Source organism: Chryseobacterium sp. AG363 (assembly GCF_003610675.1).
GTDB classification, from domain to species: domain Bacteria; phylum Bacteroidota; class Bacteroidia; order Flavobacteriales; family Weeksellaceae; genus Chryseobacterium; species Chryseobacterium cucumeris.
In genome coordinates, this window is the sequence record NZ_RAQF01000003.1 from 90,085 (window position 1) to 109,081 (window position 18,997).

Consider the following 18,997-nt stretch of genomic DNA (forward strand, 5'->3'; position numbering starts at 1 on the left):
CTTATTTATATCTTATTAAGATTATCCTTCTGCTCCAAGCTGAAAACAATGAACAGGAGGCCCCGCAATTACAGGACCAACAGCAAGTTCAATAGCGCATTTTTCTTCTGTAGTCAATTCCTTTTCCCTCTCTTTTGCAGTTGTGGATAATGTAATAGGTTTTTGTAGTTGATCTGTTTTTTCAATAGTCTTCTTAGTGACTAAAACAGTTTCTGTTGCCTTTTGGGGCTCCGTATTTTTATTTGGAGATTCATTTTTAGCAAATAGCAATGCAGATGTTGTCAGCAGAACTGCGACAATAGATTTTTTCATGGTATAATTTTTAAATTAGTTTTAGCAAACATATGAGAATAAAAAATAAAATCAAATTTTTTCTGATAATTTTTTAAAATTTCTGCTGGTCAAACGTAGAATTTACCTGATAAAAAGAAATCAACCCAAACACATTGCTGTATCTGGGTTGATTCAAAATATAATTTAGTTGATATGAAGTCTTACTTTTTCTTCTTGTCAGAAGGCTGTTCTTTTTCTATGGGATTATCATTGGACCCGAAGAAATCTTTCACCTGCTTTTCCAGCCTTTTCATGAAATCTCCTACAGTTCCGTCTGTTCCCGGCATGGGTCTGCTCATATTCTCTGCAGTCATATATGGACGGGATTCTGCAAAAGGATCTGCTTTGTATCCTTCATAAGATTTAAGAAACTTTTCTTTTGATGTAGGTGTTACTGTATTGCTCATCATTCCCATCTTAGCATTGATCTTATCGGCATATGATAATTCATCATAATTTTCGATCTTTTTATTTCCGCTCAATTGCCATGAATAGTTTTTATCAGCGTCTTCGATTTTTACAATCAGACCAGGAAGTCCTTTAAATTTGTAAGGTCCATCCTGAAAAGGGATATCCGAACTGAACCATGCAGTCCATGTTCTTCCTCCAAATTCAGTAGTTGCTTTCTGAGCATTGTACGCGCCTATTTTTTGTTTATCTGGTAGAATACTCCATTGCAGCTTCGGATCGTCTTCATATGAGAACAGATTTCTGCTGATTCTGTCTACATACTGTACTTTCATGTCAGGATAAGTCTTAATAATTTTATATGAAAATTTCGGCCACCTAATCAACTTGGTCATATCCTTAAAAGATTTGGTTTTCTCCATTTCTTCTATCTGAACTTTAATGATAGAATCCTGAGCCGGCATTGTATAATCCTGGTAGATTGATTTCTTTGGGGTTATATCAAGAATAGTAATAATCTTATCCATTCTCGCCGAATCTTTTTTCGGCTTAAAAGTCAGTTCATAAAAGAAACGGTTGGCTGTTTCTTTTGACTCCTGAGCTCCTGCAAATGCAAAAAGAGCAATAAGAAATACTGAGAATAACTTTTTCATTGTAACAAGTTTTATATAATTAGTAATCACTTGTCTTCTTTTGTTACAGTTTTTCTGAAATTTTATTTTTCGGTAAAAAATATTCACCTGTTTCAAATCTTTACTAATTAAAAAATTATGATTCTCTTAAAACAGTTTCATATTTAAAACGCTTACCTTTAAGTTTCTAAAAAACAAAATATTATGGATACCTTATCTCAATTAAAATCCGAACTGGAGGGAGAGTTCCAAACCACAAAAAAATTTATTGAACTATTCCCTGAAGGAAAAAACGATTATGCTCCGCATGAAAAAAGCATGAAAATGATGCCTCTTGCTACCCATCTGGTAGAAGTTTTTGAATGGCCGAACACTATTTTAAAAACTTCGGAACTGGATTTTGCCAAGGGAGATTATAAACCTACCATTCTGTCTACAAGAGATGAACTCATGAAAAAACTGGAAGATGATTACCAGTCTGCAAAAACAGCATTGGAAAACAGTACAGAAAACGATCTGAATCCCAGCTGGACGATTAAAAATGATGGGCACGAACTGGCAAGCTGGAGCAAGTACGGAGCCATCCGGCATGCTTTAAACCAGATTACGCATCACAGGGCTCAACTGGGAGTGTATTACAGACTAAACAATATTCCTTTGCCGGGAAGCTATGGGCCTTCAGCAGACCAGCAAAGCTTTTAATTTCAGTATATCTCAATAAAAAACCAATCCGTATGGATTGGTTTTTTTTTATTTAAAGTTGAATTTTACGGTAAACATAACCTGGCTAGGACGGAGCTGAATTCTTGTGTAAGAAATACTTTGTGCATTAATATCATACGTTTCAAAAACTTTTTTGTTCGCGATATTCATCCATTTCAATTCAAAATCAATTTTCTTCTTTGCCCAGCTGAACTGATAGGATAAATCATAGAATCCATTGTTATATTTCTGAGTTCCGGCGCTGCTGTTTACCTGATCCCAATTAAATCCAATGGTATGATTTTCTATTGGATAGAAGAACACTCCTAAATTATGATTAAATCCATTTCTTGAGTTTATATTATTCAATTCAGGTGTTTCACTTGTATTGGTTTGTTTTGTTCTGGAAATCGTAAAATTATAATCTACACTCATCCAACTGAAATAGGTATTATTAAATTTAAATCCTACTGATTGAGAGTTGTTTTTACTTTCATAAGATTTATCATTCTGATAAGCGTCTGATGTTGAAGTATTGTTACTATAGCTAACTGAAGCATTTGTTTTAAATTTTGGGAAATACTTTCCTACTTCTCCACTAAATCCATTATTTTTTGTGTGATTATCCTGTTCCAGATATTTCACGGTTGTATATCCTGCTTCATTTCTTACTGGGGAAGAAATAAGGTTTCTTTTAACATCGGATAGCCTGTAATTAAGATTAAAGAACAAATTATTCAGAGGATTTCTATATTCTATTCGTGTTCCTCCAGATTTTGTATTGTTCTGAGGAATCGGGTTGGTAGCATCCATTGCATTGATACCATTGGGTGAAGTCATTAAAAATCCTGAATATGCTGTGTTTACCTCTCCAAAATTATTACTGATATTTCCTGTTAATGAAGCTTTCCAGAATGAAGCAAAAGAATACTGTGCAAAAATATTGGGTTCAAAAGTGACTTTATTTACCGATTTTGAAACAAGCCTCAAAGGATCTTCTGCCTTAATATTATTTGAATTTACAGGAAGATTAGCATAAATCATCCATGATTCACTTTTATAATTTACTCCTAAGCTTCCATATGGTGTAGCTGTAGTGTATTTTAAATCATTGCTATATGACTCAGGTTTAGGATTGGGGATATTAGGGTTGGTAGATGGAATTGCTCTAATATTTGACAAGTCGGTAACAAGATCTGTAGTTTTAAAGTTAAATCCAACCTCTGGTGTAAAAGTCCATCCTTTAGCTGAAAATCCTAAATTGGCAGAATGATTGGCTTCGAAAGTTTTCAGCCTCATATTTTGTCTTGCAATATCCGAGGGTGTTGCCGTCATGAAACCAGGGATCTGTAAATAAGATGCAGGCGAAACTTCCAATGTCTGCTTATCTGTCTGATAATTAATATACGACTGAACATTAATCATTTTCTCGTTCCATGGGATAATAGTACTTAATGAGTTCTGAAATGAAGAAGTAGGAGATTCTATTGCTTCCTCCCCATGTCGGCTGCTGTTTCCATCTGTTCGATCTACAATACCACGATCTGCATTCCAATATTGAGAGAAGCTTGTGGTATTTTTAAAGAATCCTTTTTTTGCATTTTTAGTGAAAATCAATTCTCCTTTTGCTTTATCAGTATAAAAGTTATTGAAAATATTCTGAGTAACTCTTGAAGCCGGCTGATTAGATGTTGCAAAATAATCAGTTTGGCTATAAGATTCTCTATTTACGGAATTATTAGTATAGTTTGCATTGGCTTTAAGCTCCCATTCCTTTTTCTTATCAATATTGGTAAGATAGTTGGCTGACAAATAATGAACACTGTTCATCAGATATCTTTTCACCGGAAGATTAGGTGTACTTGCATTTTCTACATTTAACCAGTCATTTTGAGAAGCATTGATCCTTTTTCCTTCAAATCTATTACCGAAAGCCAGAATATTTCCTTCATTTTCCACCTGCTCACCCATGTTATTGGTTTTATAATTGACAACCCATTGGCTTTTCTGCCCGAAAAACATAGGCGTCAGTTTTACATTCCAAAGCCACGGATCTCCAAATCCGGTTCCTACTTCTCCTCTTCCAGTCATGGTGACAGAGTTTTTCAGTTTGATATTGATGGCTGCCTGATCTGAAGGGACTTTATCCTGAAGGATTTTTACCGGCTGGTGATTCTCCAGAACTTCTACTTTCTGTACAGCATCTTTAGGAAGGGAATTGTTGATGGTTCCATAACCTCCTTCCATAAGGTCTTTTCCGTTGACGTAGAATTTATTGATGGCATTTCCCTGGTAGAGAATTGTTCCGTCTGTATTGACCTCAATTCCCGGAATCTTTTTCATTACATCTGCAAGGGTTCTGTCGTTTTTACTATTGAAAGCCTTAAGATCATAAGAGATGGTGTCGCCTCTTGCAGTGATCATTTTGGTTTTCAGCTGTACTTCTTTAATTTCTGTAGCTTCAGACTGCATTTTAAAGTTCAGAGTCTGATCGCTGTTATTAATTTGCTTCGTAAGAGGTTTCTGATTGAATGCTTTCACTTTTAAATCCACATTGGATTCAGCGGATGTAAAAGTTACTTTATATTCTCCTTTGGAATTCGTAATGGCATAAGCAAGAATAGCATCTTTACCGGGCTCTTCTATCGTTACACTGGCGCTTGGTATTGCTACCCCGTCATCATCCGTGATCTTTCCTGAGATCGTTTTCTGGGCGAAAGTAAGCACCGTAAAGAAAAGCATCAGAAATAAGGAAATATTTTTTTTCATACTTATTATTTGCTCAATTAGTTAATGGATATTGTTTTTTGTTACACTTTTTATAAAGATGAATTTTATAGATAAAAGTTAAACCATTATCACTACAAACATAGTGATAATTTTTAAGCTTTTGATTTTCTTTGAAAAAAAGAAATCTTTTTAAGCAGATTCACAATCTGTTTATCCGCTTTTGTGAATATTTAATTTATCATAAAATGATGTTTGGCATAAAAAATTTGCAAAAGAAGTGGATGATTTATTTTTTGATTTATGTAACATAATCTGAATAGATTTTGTCTTATTGATTAGATAAAAGAACAATTTTAAGAAGAAGCTAAGAAATTAATAATCTTACTTATTCTAAATAGGAAAATCTGATTTGAATCATAGATTAAAAAAAAATTAAACACTGGTACATCAATATATATTTAATAATTTTGTAACATAAAATTTATAAAATGGGAATTATTTTAAAGCCTATAGATGTTGTAGATGACATTTCGAAAGAAGAATTCTACGAAAAATATCTGAAGCCAAGAAGGCCCGTTGTCATCAAAAATATGGCAAAAAAATGGCCTGCTTACCAAAAATGGACGATGGAATATATGAAGGAGGTTGTAGGAGATGTGGAGGTCCCGCTATATGACAGCTCAAAGGCAGACCCTTCTGCTCCCATCAATGCGTCAGCAGCAAAAATGAAGTTTGGAGATTACATAGATCTTATTCAGCGAGAACCTACTGATCTTAGAATTTTCCTATTCGACCCCATAAAATATGCTCCTAAACTTTTGGAAGATTATATTTCTCCTAAAGAATTAATGGGAGGCTTTCTTGATAAATATCCGAATATGTTCTTTGGAGGAAAAGGTTCTGTAACCTTCCTTCACTTCGATATCGATATGGCCCATATTTTCCATACCCATTTCAATGGAAGAAAACATATCCTTCTTTTCGACTATAAATGGAAAGAACGCCTTTATCAGATACCCTATGCTACGTATGCACTTGAGGATTATGATATCGAAAATCCGGATTTCACAAAATTCCCGGCACTGGATGGTGTAGAAGGTATTGAATGCTATCTTGAGCATGGTGATACTTTATTTATGCCTACAGGATGGTGGCACTGGATGAAATATCTGGACGGAAGTTTCTCAATTTCCTTAAGAGCATGGGACAAATCATGGGCAGTAAAAGCACATTCTCTATGGAATCTTACCGTACAGCGTAAATTTGACGACATTATGAAGTCGAACTTTAAAAAGAGCTATATGGACTGGAAAGAGAAAATGGCAATTAAAAGAGCAGAAATGGCCTTGAAGAGAGGCTTACCAAAATAAAAAAAGACGTTTCAATTGAAACGTCTTTTTTTATTCTATTATAAATGTTATTTCTTAATCATTTTATAGCCTTTTTCAGTCTCTTTATCTTTGACCTTCACTATATAATTCCCTGCTGCAAGTTCACTTACATTTACAGTTCCGTTTTCTGTATCCATCGTTTCTTTTTTCACTAGCTTTCCGTTAAGATCATAGATGCTAATTTCAGAGATCTTAGTTTTATTTTTGATGTGTAAAACATCTTGTGCCGGGTTTGGGTAGATGGATGCACGGCTCTTATCCGCTTTTGCATCAGAAACCGATAAACTGTTTGTTGAAATCTGGAAATCGTCTATCCCTATAAACCAAACATCTTCTGTAGTGGAATGAAAAGCAATATAAATTGTTTGTCCTACAAAAGGAGTCAGGTCGTACGTATACTGATTCCACGAAGTAGGAGGTTTTACTGCTGCTGCGAGCGTGTTGGTAAGTCCTGCAATAGTAGGAGTTGTGGTTGATACTTTTATATCCACCGTCTCAGCAAGTCCTGCCCCTCTGTTTCTTGCCCAGAAAGTAAGCTTATCAGATACTCCTGCAGTGACCACTATAGCAGGGCTTATGGCATAATCATCATGGGAAGTACTGCCGTATTCCAATCCAAGGAAGTGGGTCCCAGAATGAGGAGCGTTGAATGAAGAGTCATAAGAACTAAAGGTTTCCCAGGTTCCAGGATCTCCACCATTAATTATTGTCCAGTCAGCAGGCATTGTTGCCGAATCAAAACTTTGAGAATATTGCGCCAGTACACCTATTGGTATAAAGCACAGCAATGTTACGAATTGATAAATTTGTTTCATAGTGTTTGTTTTTGATACTAATTTAATAAAAATATAAAACATTGATTAACAAATTACTATAAAAAAACAAAAAAATCATCAGAATTTTTGTGAAAAAATATTTACAACACTCTGTAAACGGGATACTGTCTGAATGTTTTTTCTTCAAAATAAGGAGAATGTCTGTACACCCAATCTAATTGTGCATCTCCATCTTCTGACAGCTTTTTATCCGATGCTTTGGCAGCTTCAAACGCTTCTTTCAATTTTTTATCCTTTTTCAAAAGTTCAGCAGCTGTATCTTCGAAAATATAAGCGGAATAGTATTCTTTCTGTGCCAGAATTCCGTCAAAGAAATTCCAATTGAAAAATGAGTCTAATGCTTCAGGTTCAAGGGTTTCTATAATATATTTTACACCAGGCTGATTGGTTGAAACCAGATAATCTCCGGCTGTAAATACCCTATTTTTCTGCGTAGCATCAACCGTAGTTTCAAAATGCAGGTAGTGCCCTTCATAAGGATTTTTAACGGTTTTAAAATCTTTAATTTTATAGGACTCAACCGTTAAAGTACTGTCTTTCTGTATCGGTTTCATCTGAATATTATTTCTTTTAAATTCTTCAATCACCAGGTACTGCGACTGCGGAATTACATAATATTTTGGAATGGTAATATATCCCGTTGGAACAGCCGTGGTAAAGAGTTTTATATTCTTCGTAAAAGGCTTATTTCTGTCATAATACAGTCTTGGTTTGCCTGAAACTTCACTGGGCTTATATTTTCCTTCATAACCTTTAAAATCCATAGTAGAGAACTTCGTAGAATCTATTTTCCAACGGATTCCGTATTGTTTTCCAGCCTGATATTGTTTTAGATTTTCTATTCGAAGCTGCTTTATTTTATGATAATCTTTATCTAAATTCCGTAGATTCACCAGCATATATTTGTAAGTGGCATCTACCCTTTTATCATAAGGCTTCAGCATATGGGTTTCAGGAACTGTTCCCAGAGAGTTGAAAAGGGAAGTATATCCTGTAGAATATCTCGGAGAATCTTCAAATGAGGCAAATCCTACTTCCGGAACATCTCCGTGGATATTGACATAGGGAGTACTATCATACCCCAGTTTTTTCATATCCTCAATATTTTTAGCCTGATAATCATTGTAGAAATAATTTCCAAGGGTATTTCCCAAACGTTCTTTAAATGTAGAAATATAGGTGAACGTATATTGATAATCTGCTCCGTTGCTGACATGGTTATCGATAAAAATATCCGGTTTCAACCATTGATAGATTTCCTGAAAGCTTCTGGCATTTTTAGAATCTGCTTTGATAAAATCTCTGTTCAGGTCATAATTCCTTGCATTTCCTCTGAAACCGTACTGCTCCGGTCCATTCTGATTGGCTCTCGAGTAAGATCCTCTGTTCAACATTCCACTGACATTGTAAGCGGAAATCGCAGCAATAATAAAATTCTGCGGAGTTTTAATTTTTTTAGCCGCAAGATCTCTCATCAACATCATGGTAGCATCTATTCCATCCGGCTCTCCCGGGTGAATTCCATTGTTGACAAAAAGAATGGCTTTGTCTTTTCTTAATTTTTCAAGGTCTTTTTCAGGAAAGGGATTATAAACCACTACATAAATTGGCTTTCCGTTGTCATCTTCTCCTTTTTTAAGGTACTGAATAGTATTGAAATTTTTCGCCAGATCCTGATAATAGCTGTTCATTTCGTCGTAGGTAACTGTCTGATTTCCGTTCCCTTTTTCAAAAGGGGTCTGAAACGATTTTTGAGCCAAAAACAAGGTAGAACTTAAGGTGAATAAAAGATATTTCAGTTTCATTGAAGTCATATTTTCAGACTTTAAAATTAATCATCTTTTGTGAGAAACGGGGATGTGCTGGCAGTCAAAATTGCAAAAGATTGAAAAGGTAAAGTTGTTTTGCAGATAAAAACCTAACAGGTTTTGAAAACCTGTTAGGTTTGTTCTCAACAGTATTAATTTCGCCCTTTTTCTTTTGGATATAAGGAAGGAAGCGGATCACTTTGCCAGAATTGCTTGGAGTCAATATCCATGATGGATAAAGATCCGGTATAGGCTGCTCCGGTATCCATATTCCAGATATTAGCTTTATTGGCTGGTATTTTTATCCCAATATCAAGAGTAGGCGTATGTCCGATGAATATTTCTTTATACAATAGCAGTCTTTTAGGATATAATTCAGAATTTTTCGACAGTTTTTTATCCATTGCCACGGCAGTTTCCCAAAGCGTTCTGTCCCAACGGTAATTGCTTGAGTACACTTCTTTTTCAGGACCGTGCATGGAAGCGTATCCGGCATGAATAAACAACCGGTTCTGATCATCAATATGATAATTTTTCATCCTTTGAAAGAATTCGAGATGAATATCCAGATCTTCAAGAGAATAATCAGCATAACTTTCTACTGTACTTTTTCCTCCATTGAAAAGCCACAAATCAGGTTTTTGTCCTAAATTCAACCAATCTTCACACCATGCATCATGATTCCCTTTGATAAAAATACATTCCTGTCTTTCAGAAAGCTCCAGTAAGAACTGTACGACTTGTGAAGATTCGCTCCAACCATCTACATAATCTCCGAGGAAAATCAGTTGATCATTTTTCATCACTCCTGCTCTTTCAAGAACTTGTTGTAAGGCTTTAAACCCTCCGTGGATATCTCCTATGACTAATGTTCTGCTCATTTTACTTCGAAATATATTTTGCATCTACGAAATCTGTTAACCAAACCCCGTTTGCAGACTGATAGAAAGATAATCCTTCCTGATGCATTGTTCCGGTCCTGATGGTCAAAATCACAGGTTTACCGTGTCTCATTCCGACCTTTGCAGCAGTCTCTTTATCAGCACTTAAGTGTACATGCTGACGGCTTCTTTTTTCAATTCCTTTTTCTAAAATAGAAGAAATATTGGCTTCTGCTGTTCCATGGTACAGAAATTCCGGAGGCTGTCTGGCTTCCAAAGCCAGGTCAATATCAATAGAGTGTCCCTGACTTGCTCTGATCATTGTTTTATCTTCATTAAAAGCAAAACGCTTTTTGTTGTTTGTTTCTACCACCTCATCTAATTCTTCGGGAGTAAAATATATTCTCTTTTGGGCTGATTTTGCTCTCAGCTCTTCCACATCTGCCCAACCATTTTCATCCAGGGTAAGACCTATACTATCCGGCTGATGACGTAAGATCAGGCTTAAAAATTTACTTATCTTTTTCTTTTCTATTTCGTTCATGGGTTGTGTTTTAGTTCATTAATTTTTGGTGTAATTTCTCGCACAATGCTTCAATATCATCCTTTCTCACCAGTTCAGAAATCCATTCTTGTGGAATATTTTCATATCCATAATAAATTCCGGCAATTCCTCCTGTGATAGCTCCCGTTGTATCGGTATCTTCCCCGAGGTTGACAGCCTTTAAAACAGCTTCAGAATAGGTTTCTGAGTTTAAAAAACACCATAGAGAGGCTTCCAGGCTGTGAAGAACATAGCCGCCGCTCTTAATTTCATCTTCAGGATATTTGGAAATATCATTTTTTAAGATCCTTCTGAAAAGTTCAATTTCATTAGGATTAAATCCTTGTTCTTCAGCATATTTTAAAGTGATATTCTGTGTTTGCTCATATACTTCTTTTTTATTCTTTCCTTTCAACAGTTGAATGGCAAAAATGACATAGATGAAACAGGCAAAAACAGAACGGAAATGGCCGTGAGTTATTGTAGAAACCTCTTTTACCGTCAGATAGAGTTTCTGAATATCATTTTCCTTCTCAAGATAGAAAGCGAGGGGAAGAATTCTCATCAGAGAACCATTCCCGTTATCTTCTTCAAAAATATTTCCTGAAAATCGTGCACTCTCACCTTTGATTAATCTCGCCAGAGAATGTCTTGTCGTTCCTCCAATGTCAAAAAGCCTTCCATGGGCAGTCCAGTGACCGTATTTATTCCATTTTACGAAACTCTGTCCGATTTTTTCCAGATCATATCTTTTGGAAAGTTCATCAGCAAGGCAAAGTGTAAGAGAGCTGTCATCACTCCAGGTTCCTTTGGGTTGGTTCCATGACATATACTCCAGCATTTTCGTTACCGGAAAACGTTTTAAATCTTCTCTTTTTTTGAATTCTACAGGAACGCCAAGAGCGTCACCTATGCAAACACCCATAATTCCAGCTTTTACCTTATTTTCCATCAGGCTAAATTGACTAATTTATCAAATAATATTTTCATTCCCTGAGTGGCTGTTTCCTTCATTACTACAGCTCTCTGTCCGTATCCGAATCCCGTTTCATTAGGATTGATGACAATTAAAAGACAATCGTCTTTGATATCATGAATCAGTCCTGCTGCGGGATATACCTGCAAAGAAGTCCCGATAACCAGCAGAATATCCGATTCTTTTACGATTTCTCTTGCAGTCTGATATAAAGGAACATCTTCTCCGAACCAAACGATAAAAGGTCTTAATTGCGCTCCATCTTCAGCTTTATCACCAATTTTAATATCCTCTTTTTGTTCATAAATCAGGTTTTTATTGTTGCATGAGCATGATTTGAACAGTTCTCCGTGAATATGAAGAATCTTAGCAGATCCTGCTCTTTCGTGAAGGTCATCAATATTCTGGGTAATGATCTGAACATCAAAATATTTTTCCAGCTCTGCCAGTAAGCGATGAGCTTCGTTGGGCTGTACTTCATGCAGCTGGCGTCTTCTCTGGTTGTAAAATTCCAGAACCAAAGCTCTGTCTTTTTTCCAGCCTTCCGGACTTGCTACATCCGTTACATTATGATTTTCCCAGAGACCGTCTCCGTCTCTGAAGGTTTTTATTCCGCTTTCGGCACTGATTCCGGCGCCGCTTAATATGGTTAGTTTTTTCATTGGTTTTTAATTTTTTCTAGTAAAACCTGGCCAGCAACAATAATCAACACGATTATAATAAAAGGAGCTACCAGAATCCCTAAAAAGGTATTTCCTATTCTTTTAAGTCGCTTTGGTCCAAATTTATCTTTCGTTTTATGATTGATAAAATCTACAAAATTTTCTTTATTTGTAAGCTCTTTATCATATCCTCGCCAATCAAAATTGGTGATAAAGTCTCCAAAAATATACAGATCGGGAGATTCAGGATGTGATAAATTGAAAAAATAAAAGGTTTCAAAATCCTGTCCCACCAGAGGTTCATACTCTATATTATACTGAAAACAAAAAAGACTTTCGGTGCGCAGTAAGCCTCTTTGCTTCAAAGCATCTTTCAATTGATTTTGGTATTTTTTCAGCTTTACAATATCATTTTCCACAGGGAAAACATTTGATTCTTTTCCAGCATGTTGAAGATAATAAATATAAATTTCAGGAAACTGCAGATTCAATTCTCTCTGAAGAAAAGCAATTTCTTCATTTGCCAATCCCACGTTAGGATCTTCAGGTTGATCTACGAATCTGAAATTATTTTTTTTCACAGTTGTAAAAGGTCTTTATAAATATTTTCATTTTCATCATCAAAACAGACAAAAATAACTTTATCAATACTATCTGAATGAAATTTTCTGACTTCATCTACCGCAATTTTTCCTGCCAGTTCTTTTGGAAATCTATAGACTCCTGTACTAATATTGGAAAAGCAATCGTCTTCACACCAAGGCTTTCTGCCAAATTCAAAGAATTATGATAACAGTTTGCCAGAAGAATGGATTCCTTTTCTTCGTGACCGTTCCAAACTGGTCCTACTGTATGAATAACATATTTTGCAGGGAGATTTCCTGCATTTGTTACTACCGCTTCTCCCGTTTTGCATTTTCCTTGTCTATTTCTGATCGTAACACATTCTTCCAATATCTGAGATCCTCCCACTCTGTGAATAGCTCCATCTACACCGCATCCACCAAGTAAGGATGAATTGGCTGCGTTAACAATTGCATCAGCTTGGATTTTTGTAATGTCTCCTTTTATTAATTCTATTTTCATCTTAAATTGAGTTTTCTATTTAAAACCTCATCATCAAATAATAAAGGTTTTTCCTCAGGGATGATCAGGTTATCTAAATCATCATTCAGTACAAACTGATATTGTTCTGCCACAAAATCTGAAATATTTTCAATGAGAAGAATATCATCCTTAGAAAAAGATCGAATAAATTCATTCCTTAAACCAATCTGTATGGCTCTTCGTTCCAGTTTATTTCCAAAAGGATCATGATCCGGATCCCACTGCAGCCTGACTGAAGATTCTTTTACCTGCTTCTGCCAATCTTCTCTGGAAATCCCAAAACTTGTATTGTAAGAAGAATATATGGCATTTTCCAGATATTTTATGAAAGCTTCTTTCTTCAAATGAATAGCCAAAACATACTCCTGACCTTCTTTTCTCCCCCAGCCATTTCTGTACATCATCCAAAGAAAATTTGGTTTTATCCAGGTCATTCTTTCCAAACTAAAACTTCCGCCAAAGAATTGATTCTTCACTGCAAATTCTCCAATTTCCTTTCTATAGGACTGATATACCACAATTTTTTCATCGTCATATTGAGCCATGATGTGATATCCTTGTGCAGGCCAGTCTTGTAATTGTTCTTTATATTTTTTTAGTTCTATTTTCATTGTATTTCTTCAAATGGTTTCAGCATTTCTTCTTTCTTGGTAAGCACTGCGAAAACCACTCTTTTAAATTTATTTTTATATTTTCCCTGAAGATATTTCCCGAATAATCCTGCAATTTCTTTTGGATCATTTTTGAAGACACCGCATCCCCAGGCTCCTAAAATCAGAACTTCATTTCCTTGTTGTAAAGCCAGTGAAAGCATTTTATCCATTCTAAGATCCATTGCATCAAGAATTTCATGTGCTCTTTCCGGTTCCTGACGTTTTACCACGCCTGCATTGACTGCCGGAGACGTGATGAAATTACTCAGAACAGGCTTAGGAAGCAACTCTCCCTTATCTTTCCTGAAAACAGGAACTTTAGGACTGTAAATCATTGTATCGGTATAAAAACAGGATTCCATTGCACGATGAATTGTGTAATAATCAAATGCCTGAAGTAAGCTTTCATACAGTCCGGAAGTTCTTGCCAGACTTTCTTCCTGTGCTTCTGCTCCATTGATAAATCCTCCACCCGGATTTTTTGCTGATGCAAAATTCAGACACATGATCTTCTCCTGATTTTCTTCTTCGGATAATTGTAAAATTGCTTTTAAAGAACTGCACTTCCAGGTTTCAATTTTTGTTTCAAAACTGATTTCCGGCAACGGAGATTCTTTCATTTCAGAAAGCTGTTCCGGAGTGAAAAGAGAGGTTTCTTTTTTACTGATTTCCAGCTCGTTTTCTATATTTATTTTTTCGTTATGTTCGTTAATATAATATTTTTTAGCTAAGATATCCAAAGTATCTTTTGCCATTCCTTTATTAGTCATAGTTAGTTTTTTTATTTTGATCATCAAATCTTCCAACTCAGCACTTGCAGCCTTCTTAAAGTCATCTCCTATAAAGACTTTGATTACTTTGATATCTCCTACAATTGCCTTATTAAAGCTGTTAAGATCCTCAGAAGGAACCCATAATTCATTGTGATTTCTAGCCCCGACATTCTGTGCAGGATATTGATCCGTCACTTTTTCCAACACCTCAAACCGGGTTACAAAACCAAGATAGTTTCCAGCTTCGTCTCTGGTGTTCCATTTTTCTGCAATCTCTGAAGCATATTCTTCATTAAGAACGGGGTAAAAAATAGGTTGCCATTCCAGTCTTGGAGGAAATTTTTTAAATCCGCTTTCCATAATCAAGATCATTTCTTTTTCTCCTACTGGTCTATATAATGTTGTTGTTTTCATGACGTTCGTTTATTTGGTTATACTGTGGCTCCAATTCTGTAAGCCAGTTCTTTTGACAGAGGATAGTTTTTTTTTACCGGCAGCAGTTTTTTTGCCTTATCAAATTCTCCCGACCTGGTAAGATTCAGAATCTTCTTAACCAAAGGAGAATAATCCTCTATTTTTACAATCCATTCTTCATTGAACTCCTCAATCAATGCGCGGCTGATTCCTACCTGAATGGAACTGTAATTCAGTTTTGCTCCTTTAATATTCCTTTCAGGATCCCACTGCACATATATTCCGGCATTTTCAAAATCTTTTTCCCATTTCCGGGGATCGGGATAGACCCTTTTTTCAGGTGAAGTAAGAATTGCTTTGCCTAAAGCTTTCTCCCAGGCTTCTCTTTTAATATGTAAGGCCAGGGTACATTCCTGATTGGATTTCTGTCCATAATTGCTGCGCTCCATCATCCAGAGAAAAGAAGGCTTTATCCAGGTCATTCTGTTGAATGAAAAAGGAGCTGTAAATTTCTGATCCTCTACGGCTGATTTTGCAATTGCTTTATTATAGGCCTGATAGACAATCAGCGTGTCATTTTTATAATCTGCTCTTATTTCAAATTCTCTCATTGTTGGTTAATTTATTAAAAATCATACACATATACCTCCACATTCTTTACAAGCAATGTTCTTTCGATAATAGGTTCAATTTCTTCCCATTTTCCTCCTGCCAGTCCACATCCGATTCTTGGCATATGAACGCTTGCGTTCAGCAGCAAAGCTTCGTTGGAAAGTTTTTCCAGAGCTTTTTCAATGGCATCATACCGAACAGGGACACCATTACTTCCGGTTTTTATTCCTTTTTGCCCGATTATATTGGCTACAAAAATGTATTTTTCAACCTGAACCAATTGAATTTCTCCTAAAGCAAAATTATTTTTACTTCTGAAACGGTGCCAGTTTCTATATTCTTTTTCCGGCTCTTCCCATCTTTTGGAAACTGCCAGTACAAAACCTTTTCCCCAACCTCCGATATCATTGCAGATGTGGGCGATGATCTTTATTCCTTTGGCCTGTGGGACCGTAGCATCCCCTTTTAAATATTGTATAGTTTTCATGGTTATTTTCTTTTATTCTCTATCATTTCCTCCTCTCCAAATAAAATTAACATTTTTAACTGCTGAATTTAAAAAATCCGTTTAAAATCTTTAGAATACGGAGAATATGATCCATAAACAGCATCAAATTCCACATCAAGGTTTTCTACTTTAAACTGTTCATTAATCTGATCCAGACAGGTAATGACAAGATTCTTTTTAACCGGAAATGCATAAGCTCCATCAATCTTTAAGGCATAGTTCAGGAGTTGGTAATTTATTTCTCCCACTCTCAGCTCTTTCTGATACTCATTAAATGTACAGGTTTCTTCTTCATTATTTTTCAGGTCCATTGCTTTTTCATTGCTCATCCAGCCATTTCCGTGACGGGTAGAATAGCTTCTGGTGACATAATACATTTCAACGTCTTCAATTTTTAAAAGCCTACAGATCTCAAAGGCATTTTTTGAAGTGGTATGGGCATAGGTAACATTAGGAAAAACGCCGTGGTCCATATCGAGTAAAATCCCCTGGCTCCCTTCAAAAATAAGGCGATCGAAGCTAGCCAGATAGTTATAGTCACTTATTTTCCAATCCATACTGTCAATAGCATCTAGAAAAGGCTGTAAAAGTTCACTAATTTCGTTTTCATCTATAAAGCCATAATAATAGGCAATTCCTTTCAGTTTTTCTATCAGCATTTCTCTGGGTGCTATGAGGTCTATAGCAAATAGTTTATAAGGACTTTCGTTTCTTTTCATCGTGGCTCCCACTCCTTTTCCGCAGGTTCCGTGTTCCAGATTACGGGCATTTGTTCTGTTCTGCCATACATCGAAAGGAGTTGTCAGCTTTGCCAATGGATGGATATGCAGCTCAATGTTTCCGTTCTTTGCTTTTAACTCTTCTCTTTCATTCAGAAGAAAAACCGGATGAATCGTACAATGCTCGGTAAAGTAAGAAGGCAGACCACGAAGTGCACCACTAGAAAAACTGGAATGCACATGCTTTCTTTCATCCATCATTACGGTATGGGCAGCCTGCTGTCCTCCTGAAAATCTGATCACAACAGCTTCCGGATTCTGAGAAGCCAGAAAATCTGTGGTAATTCCTTTTCCTTCATCACCAAAACCAAGTCCTATTACTATTTGCGCCTTTTTCATGTCTTTTAATTTTTGAGGTTTCTAGTATTGTCATTCCTATTTTAGGACGACATTGACAGATTTCTAAAGCATCTGAAACTGATCCAATCCTACTGTTCCTGTTGTTCCGATGCTTTTGCTTTTAAACTTATCACAGATAATGTTTTTAATAACATTCGGAATGTCCCTGTGATCTGCTATGGAAATACAGTTTTGTCCTAATAATTCTTTCCAGCCTCTGTCTGCTCTCAGTGCCTGATCGGAATGCAAAACACTGATGTGGTATACTTCATATTTTTTCTTTGCTTCTTCCAGCAGTTCAAAATGAGTATAAGTTTGCTGTCCTTTTCCCATGATTTCCCTGATTGCAGATGCAGAAAGTATTTTTAAACAAGGTTCATCACCTACGGTAAACAATAATCCTTTTTGTCCTCTTTTTTCAAACGCATCTGTTCTGGTGTGAAATGCTGCAAAATACCACGCTAAAAGATAGCTTTCTCCTGCATTTCCACCACCTCCGGACTCAATATAAGTTCTTGTGAGCCACATATCCAGTTCTTCATCTCCTGATTCGAACTGTCCCACCTGAAGCGGATAACCATCACATTCATGATCTCCGATTCCAAGGAATAATAAGGCCGGATCAGGAACGCCTCCCTGGATAATTCCGCCCATGAGTTTCGGTAATCCATCTCTGATCAACTCATGAGGAATATGTCCCATACTTCCGGTAACATCTAATCCTAAAATAATGGGAACTGAATTGGGGTGGACTTCCGAATCCCGGGATTCCCTGAAAGAAATTCCATGTGGATTCATCGATTCATGAGCTATTCTTTTGGCATTCTGAGTGAAAATTTCCCCTGCGGATTTTGTTCCGTAACCTGCTTTTCTTGCTCTATCATAACGAGCTTCTAAATCATATCTTGTACTTCCCATGACTATAATTTTTTTCCAAATAAATATTCAAATCTCTTTTGGGTAACTTCGAGCTGAATATTCAGATTTCTGATTGTTAATGATAATTCCATGTCTTTCTGAACGAATGCTTCGGGATTGAAATCCGCAAAAGTCAGACTGTTTCTGTCTAAAGGACTGATATCAATAAGCCCTTCCTGTTCGCGCTCGAGTCTTTTAATTTTTAATTCGATATCTTCCACTCTGCGCCTGTAAATCAGTTCGGAATCTGCTCCGATGATTTTTGCACGGTCTTCTCTGATCTGATCATTATTTCTTTGTAATGATTCGATAAATCTGGGTTTTAATTCATCTTCCATGATCAAATATTTTTATTTGTGTTAAAATTACGCTAATTAAACAAGACATAGCAATGCCTTTCTCCGATCCGGTTGACTTATACTATTGAATACATTATATCTGTTCTCAAAACATATTTCAAGCTACTGATCAGTGTTTTTCCTTCGTGTCTTAAAGGGTGGTGAAAAACAAGAGCGGTTCCTTTCTTCGGAGCTACTGTAAACAGGTTTTCAAATTCTGTTTCTCCTCCTTCAAAATCATCATTCAGATAGATCATAAAAGTGTAGAAACTTTTCTCCTTTTCATTTCGGATATAACTTCCATCTCTGTGCATTTTGAACTGCTGTCCGGGAGCATATTTATAAACCCTGAGCATTTCATTAAAGTTAAAAAGTTGATATCCATCACATTCCTGAGGCAGAAACTCTACAGCCTTATTAAAAAGCTCTTCAGCAATTGCAGTATCAAAAACCATCAGTCGGTCATTATTTCTGATTCCTTTATTCATCTGCTGGCGTCCGAATACATTGATTTTTGCTTTTTCAAAGACTTTTTCCTGCGAAAGACTGATATAATGATCACATTCAGCCTCAGTAAGAAAATTTTCAATCAGAAATATCTGTGGGTGTAATTCTATTTTTTCCATAATTACTATTTTGTGTCTGGTTTGTGT

The 18,997-nt window shown here is 36.1% G+C and carries 21 protein-coding genes; 2 read left to right on the forward strand and 19 right to left on the reverse strand.

Translation table 11 applies throughout. From position 1 onward, the window contains the following. Window positions 1-21: 21 nt before the first annotated feature. Entirely contained in the window at window positions 22-312 is a 291-nt protein-coding gene (locus DEU39_RS13280; RefSeq protein WP_062672746.1) for a hypothetical protein, read from the reverse strand. A 182-nt stretch (window positions 313-494) separates the two neighbouring features. Further along, complete coding sequence (locus DEU39_RS13285) at window positions 495-1,394, reverse strand: GLPGLI family protein (protein ID WP_062673748.1); 900 nt, start codon at window positions 1,392-1,394, stop codon at window positions 495-497. 183 nt (window positions 1,395-1,577) lie between these two features. On the opposite strand from DEU39_RS13285, the gene DEU39_RS13290 reads away from it, so the two are divergent. Next, entirely contained in the window at window positions 1,578-2,075 is a 498-nt protein-coding gene (locus tag DEU39_RS13290; RefSeq protein ID WP_062672748.1) for a DinB family protein, read from the forward strand. 48 nt (window positions 2,076-2,123) lie between these two features. Here the strand turns inward: DEU39_RS13290 and DEU39_RS13295 are convergent, their stop codons facing one another. Next, the gene (locus DEU39_RS13295) at window positions 2,124-4,844 is read right to left on the reverse strand and encodes a carboxypeptidase-like regulatory domain-containing protein (protein WP_120232290.1); all 2,721 of its coding nucleotides are present in this window, start codon (window positions 4,842-4,844) and stop codon (window positions 2,124-2,126) included. 449 nt (window positions 4,845-5,293) lie between these two features. On the opposite strand from DEU39_RS13295, the gene DEU39_RS13300 reads away from it, so the two are divergent. Next, window positions 5,294-6,175, forward strand: a complete 882-nt coding sequence (locus DEU39_RS13300; protein WP_062672752.1) for a cupin-like domain-containing protein — start codon at window positions 5,294-5,296, stop codon at window positions 6,173-6,175. Window positions 6,176-6,222: 47 nt separating this feature from the next. On the opposite strand, the gene DEU39_RS13305 is transcribed toward DEU39_RS13300, so the two are convergent. The 16 genes from DEU39_RS13305 to DEU39_RS13385 form a co-directional block, all read right to left on the reverse strand. Beyond that, window positions 6,223-7,011, reverse strand: coding sequence for a T9SS-dependent choice-of-anchor J family protein (locus DEU39_RS13305; RefSeq protein ID WP_183037421.1), 789 nt, complete (start codon window positions 7,009-7,011; stop codon window positions 6,223-6,225). 101 nt (window positions 7,012-7,112) lie between these two features. Next, on the reverse strand, window positions 7,113-8,837 hold the full coding sequence (locus DEU39_RS13310) for a hypothetical protein (protein WP_120232292.1): 1,725 nt from the start codon (window positions 8,835-8,837) through the stop codon (window positions 7,113-7,115). Between the two features lie 155 nt (window positions 8,838-8,992). Further along, the gene (locus DEU39_RS13315) at window positions 8,993-9,721 is read right to left on the reverse strand and encodes a metallophosphoesterase family protein (RefSeq protein ID WP_120232293.1); all 729 of its coding nucleotides are present in this window, start codon (window positions 9,719-9,721) and stop codon (window positions 8,993-8,995) included. Window position 9,722: 1 nt separating this feature from the next. Next, window positions 9,723-10,265, reverse strand: coding sequence for an RNA 2'-phosphotransferase (locus DEU39_RS13320; RefSeq protein ID WP_120232294.1), 543 nt, complete (start codon window positions 10,263-10,265; stop codon window positions 9,723-9,725). Between the two features lie 10 nt (window positions 10,266-10,275). Beyond that, window positions 10,276-11,217, reverse strand: coding sequence for an ADP-ribosylglycohydrolase family protein (locus tag DEU39_RS13325; RefSeq protein ID WP_120232295.1), 942 nt, complete (start codon window positions 11,215-11,217; stop codon window positions 10,276-10,278). Next, window positions 11,217-11,903 (reverse strand): SIR2 family NAD-dependent protein deacylase, encoded by a 687-nt coding sequence (locus DEU39_RS13330; RefSeq protein ID WP_120232296.1) that lies wholly within the window; start codon window positions 11,901-11,903, stop codon window positions 11,217-11,219. The genes DEU39_RS13325 and DEU39_RS13330 overlap by 1 nt, the downstream gene beginning before the upstream one ends. Continuing rightward, the gene (locus DEU39_RS13335) at window positions 11,900-12,484 is read right to left on the reverse strand and encodes a hypothetical protein (RefSeq protein WP_120232297.1); all 585 of its coding nucleotides are present in this window, start codon (window positions 12,482-12,484) and stop codon (window positions 11,900-11,902) included. Before DEU39_RS13335 ends, DEU39_RS13330 begins: the two co-directional genes overlap by 4 nt. A gap of 97 nt (window positions 12,485-12,581) precedes the next feature. Continuing rightward, window positions 12,582-12,989, reverse strand: a complete 408-nt coding sequence (locus tag DEU39_RS13340) for a macro domain-containing protein (RefSeq protein ID WP_317126632.1) — start codon at window positions 12,987-12,989, stop codon at window positions 12,582-12,584. Continuing rightward, window positions 12,986-13,621 carry a DUF4291 domain-containing protein gene (locus tag DEU39_RS13345; protein ID WP_120232298.1) on the reverse strand — a complete coding sequence of 212 codons (636 nt, stop codon included), beginning with the start codon at window positions 13,619-13,621 and terminating at the stop codon, window positions 12,986-12,988. Before DEU39_RS13345 ends, DEU39_RS13340 begins: the two co-directional genes overlap by 4 nt. Next, the gene (locus DEU39_RS13350; protein ID WP_228436781.1) at window positions 13,618-14,850 is read right to left on the reverse strand and encodes a TIGR02452 family protein; all 1,233 of its coding nucleotides are present in this window, start codon (window positions 14,848-14,850) and stop codon (window positions 13,618-13,620) included. Before DEU39_RS13350 ends, DEU39_RS13345 begins: the two co-directional genes overlap by 4 nt. 17 nt (window positions 14,851-14,867) lie before the next feature. Then, a complete protein-coding gene (locus DEU39_RS13360) occupies window positions 14,868-15,461 on the reverse strand; it encodes a DUF4291 domain-containing protein (protein ID WP_120232299.1) in 594 nt (197 codons plus the stop codon). Window positions 15,462-15,475: 14 nt separating this feature from the next. Then, a complete protein-coding gene (locus DEU39_RS13365; protein WP_062672771.1) occupies window positions 15,476-15,949 on the reverse strand; it encodes a macro domain-containing protein in 474 nt (157 codons plus the stop codon). 68 nt (window positions 15,950-16,017) lie between these two features. Continuing rightward, the gene (locus tag DEU39_RS13370; protein WP_120232300.1) at window positions 16,018-17,088 is read right to left on the reverse strand and encodes an adenylosuccinate synthetase; all 1,071 of its coding nucleotides are present in this window, start codon (window positions 17,086-17,088) and stop codon (window positions 16,018-16,020) included. A gap of 63 nt (window positions 17,089-17,151) precedes the next feature. Beyond that, entirely contained in the window at window positions 17,152-18,006 is an 855-nt protein-coding gene (locus DEU39_RS13375) for a hypothetical protein (protein ID WP_120232301.1), read from the reverse strand. Between the two features lie 2 nt (window positions 18,007-18,008). Continuing rightward, entirely contained in the window at window positions 18,009-18,344 is a 336-nt protein-coding gene (locus DEU39_RS13380) for a hypothetical protein (RefSeq protein WP_120232302.1), read from the reverse strand. A 77-nt stretch (window positions 18,345-18,421) separates the two neighbouring features. Continuing rightward, window positions 18,422-18,970, reverse strand: coding sequence for a 2OG-Fe(II) oxygenase (locus tag DEU39_RS13385; RefSeq protein WP_120232303.1), 549 nt, complete (start codon window positions 18,968-18,970; stop codon window positions 18,422-18,424). Window positions 18,971-18,997 lie beyond the last annotated feature (27 nt).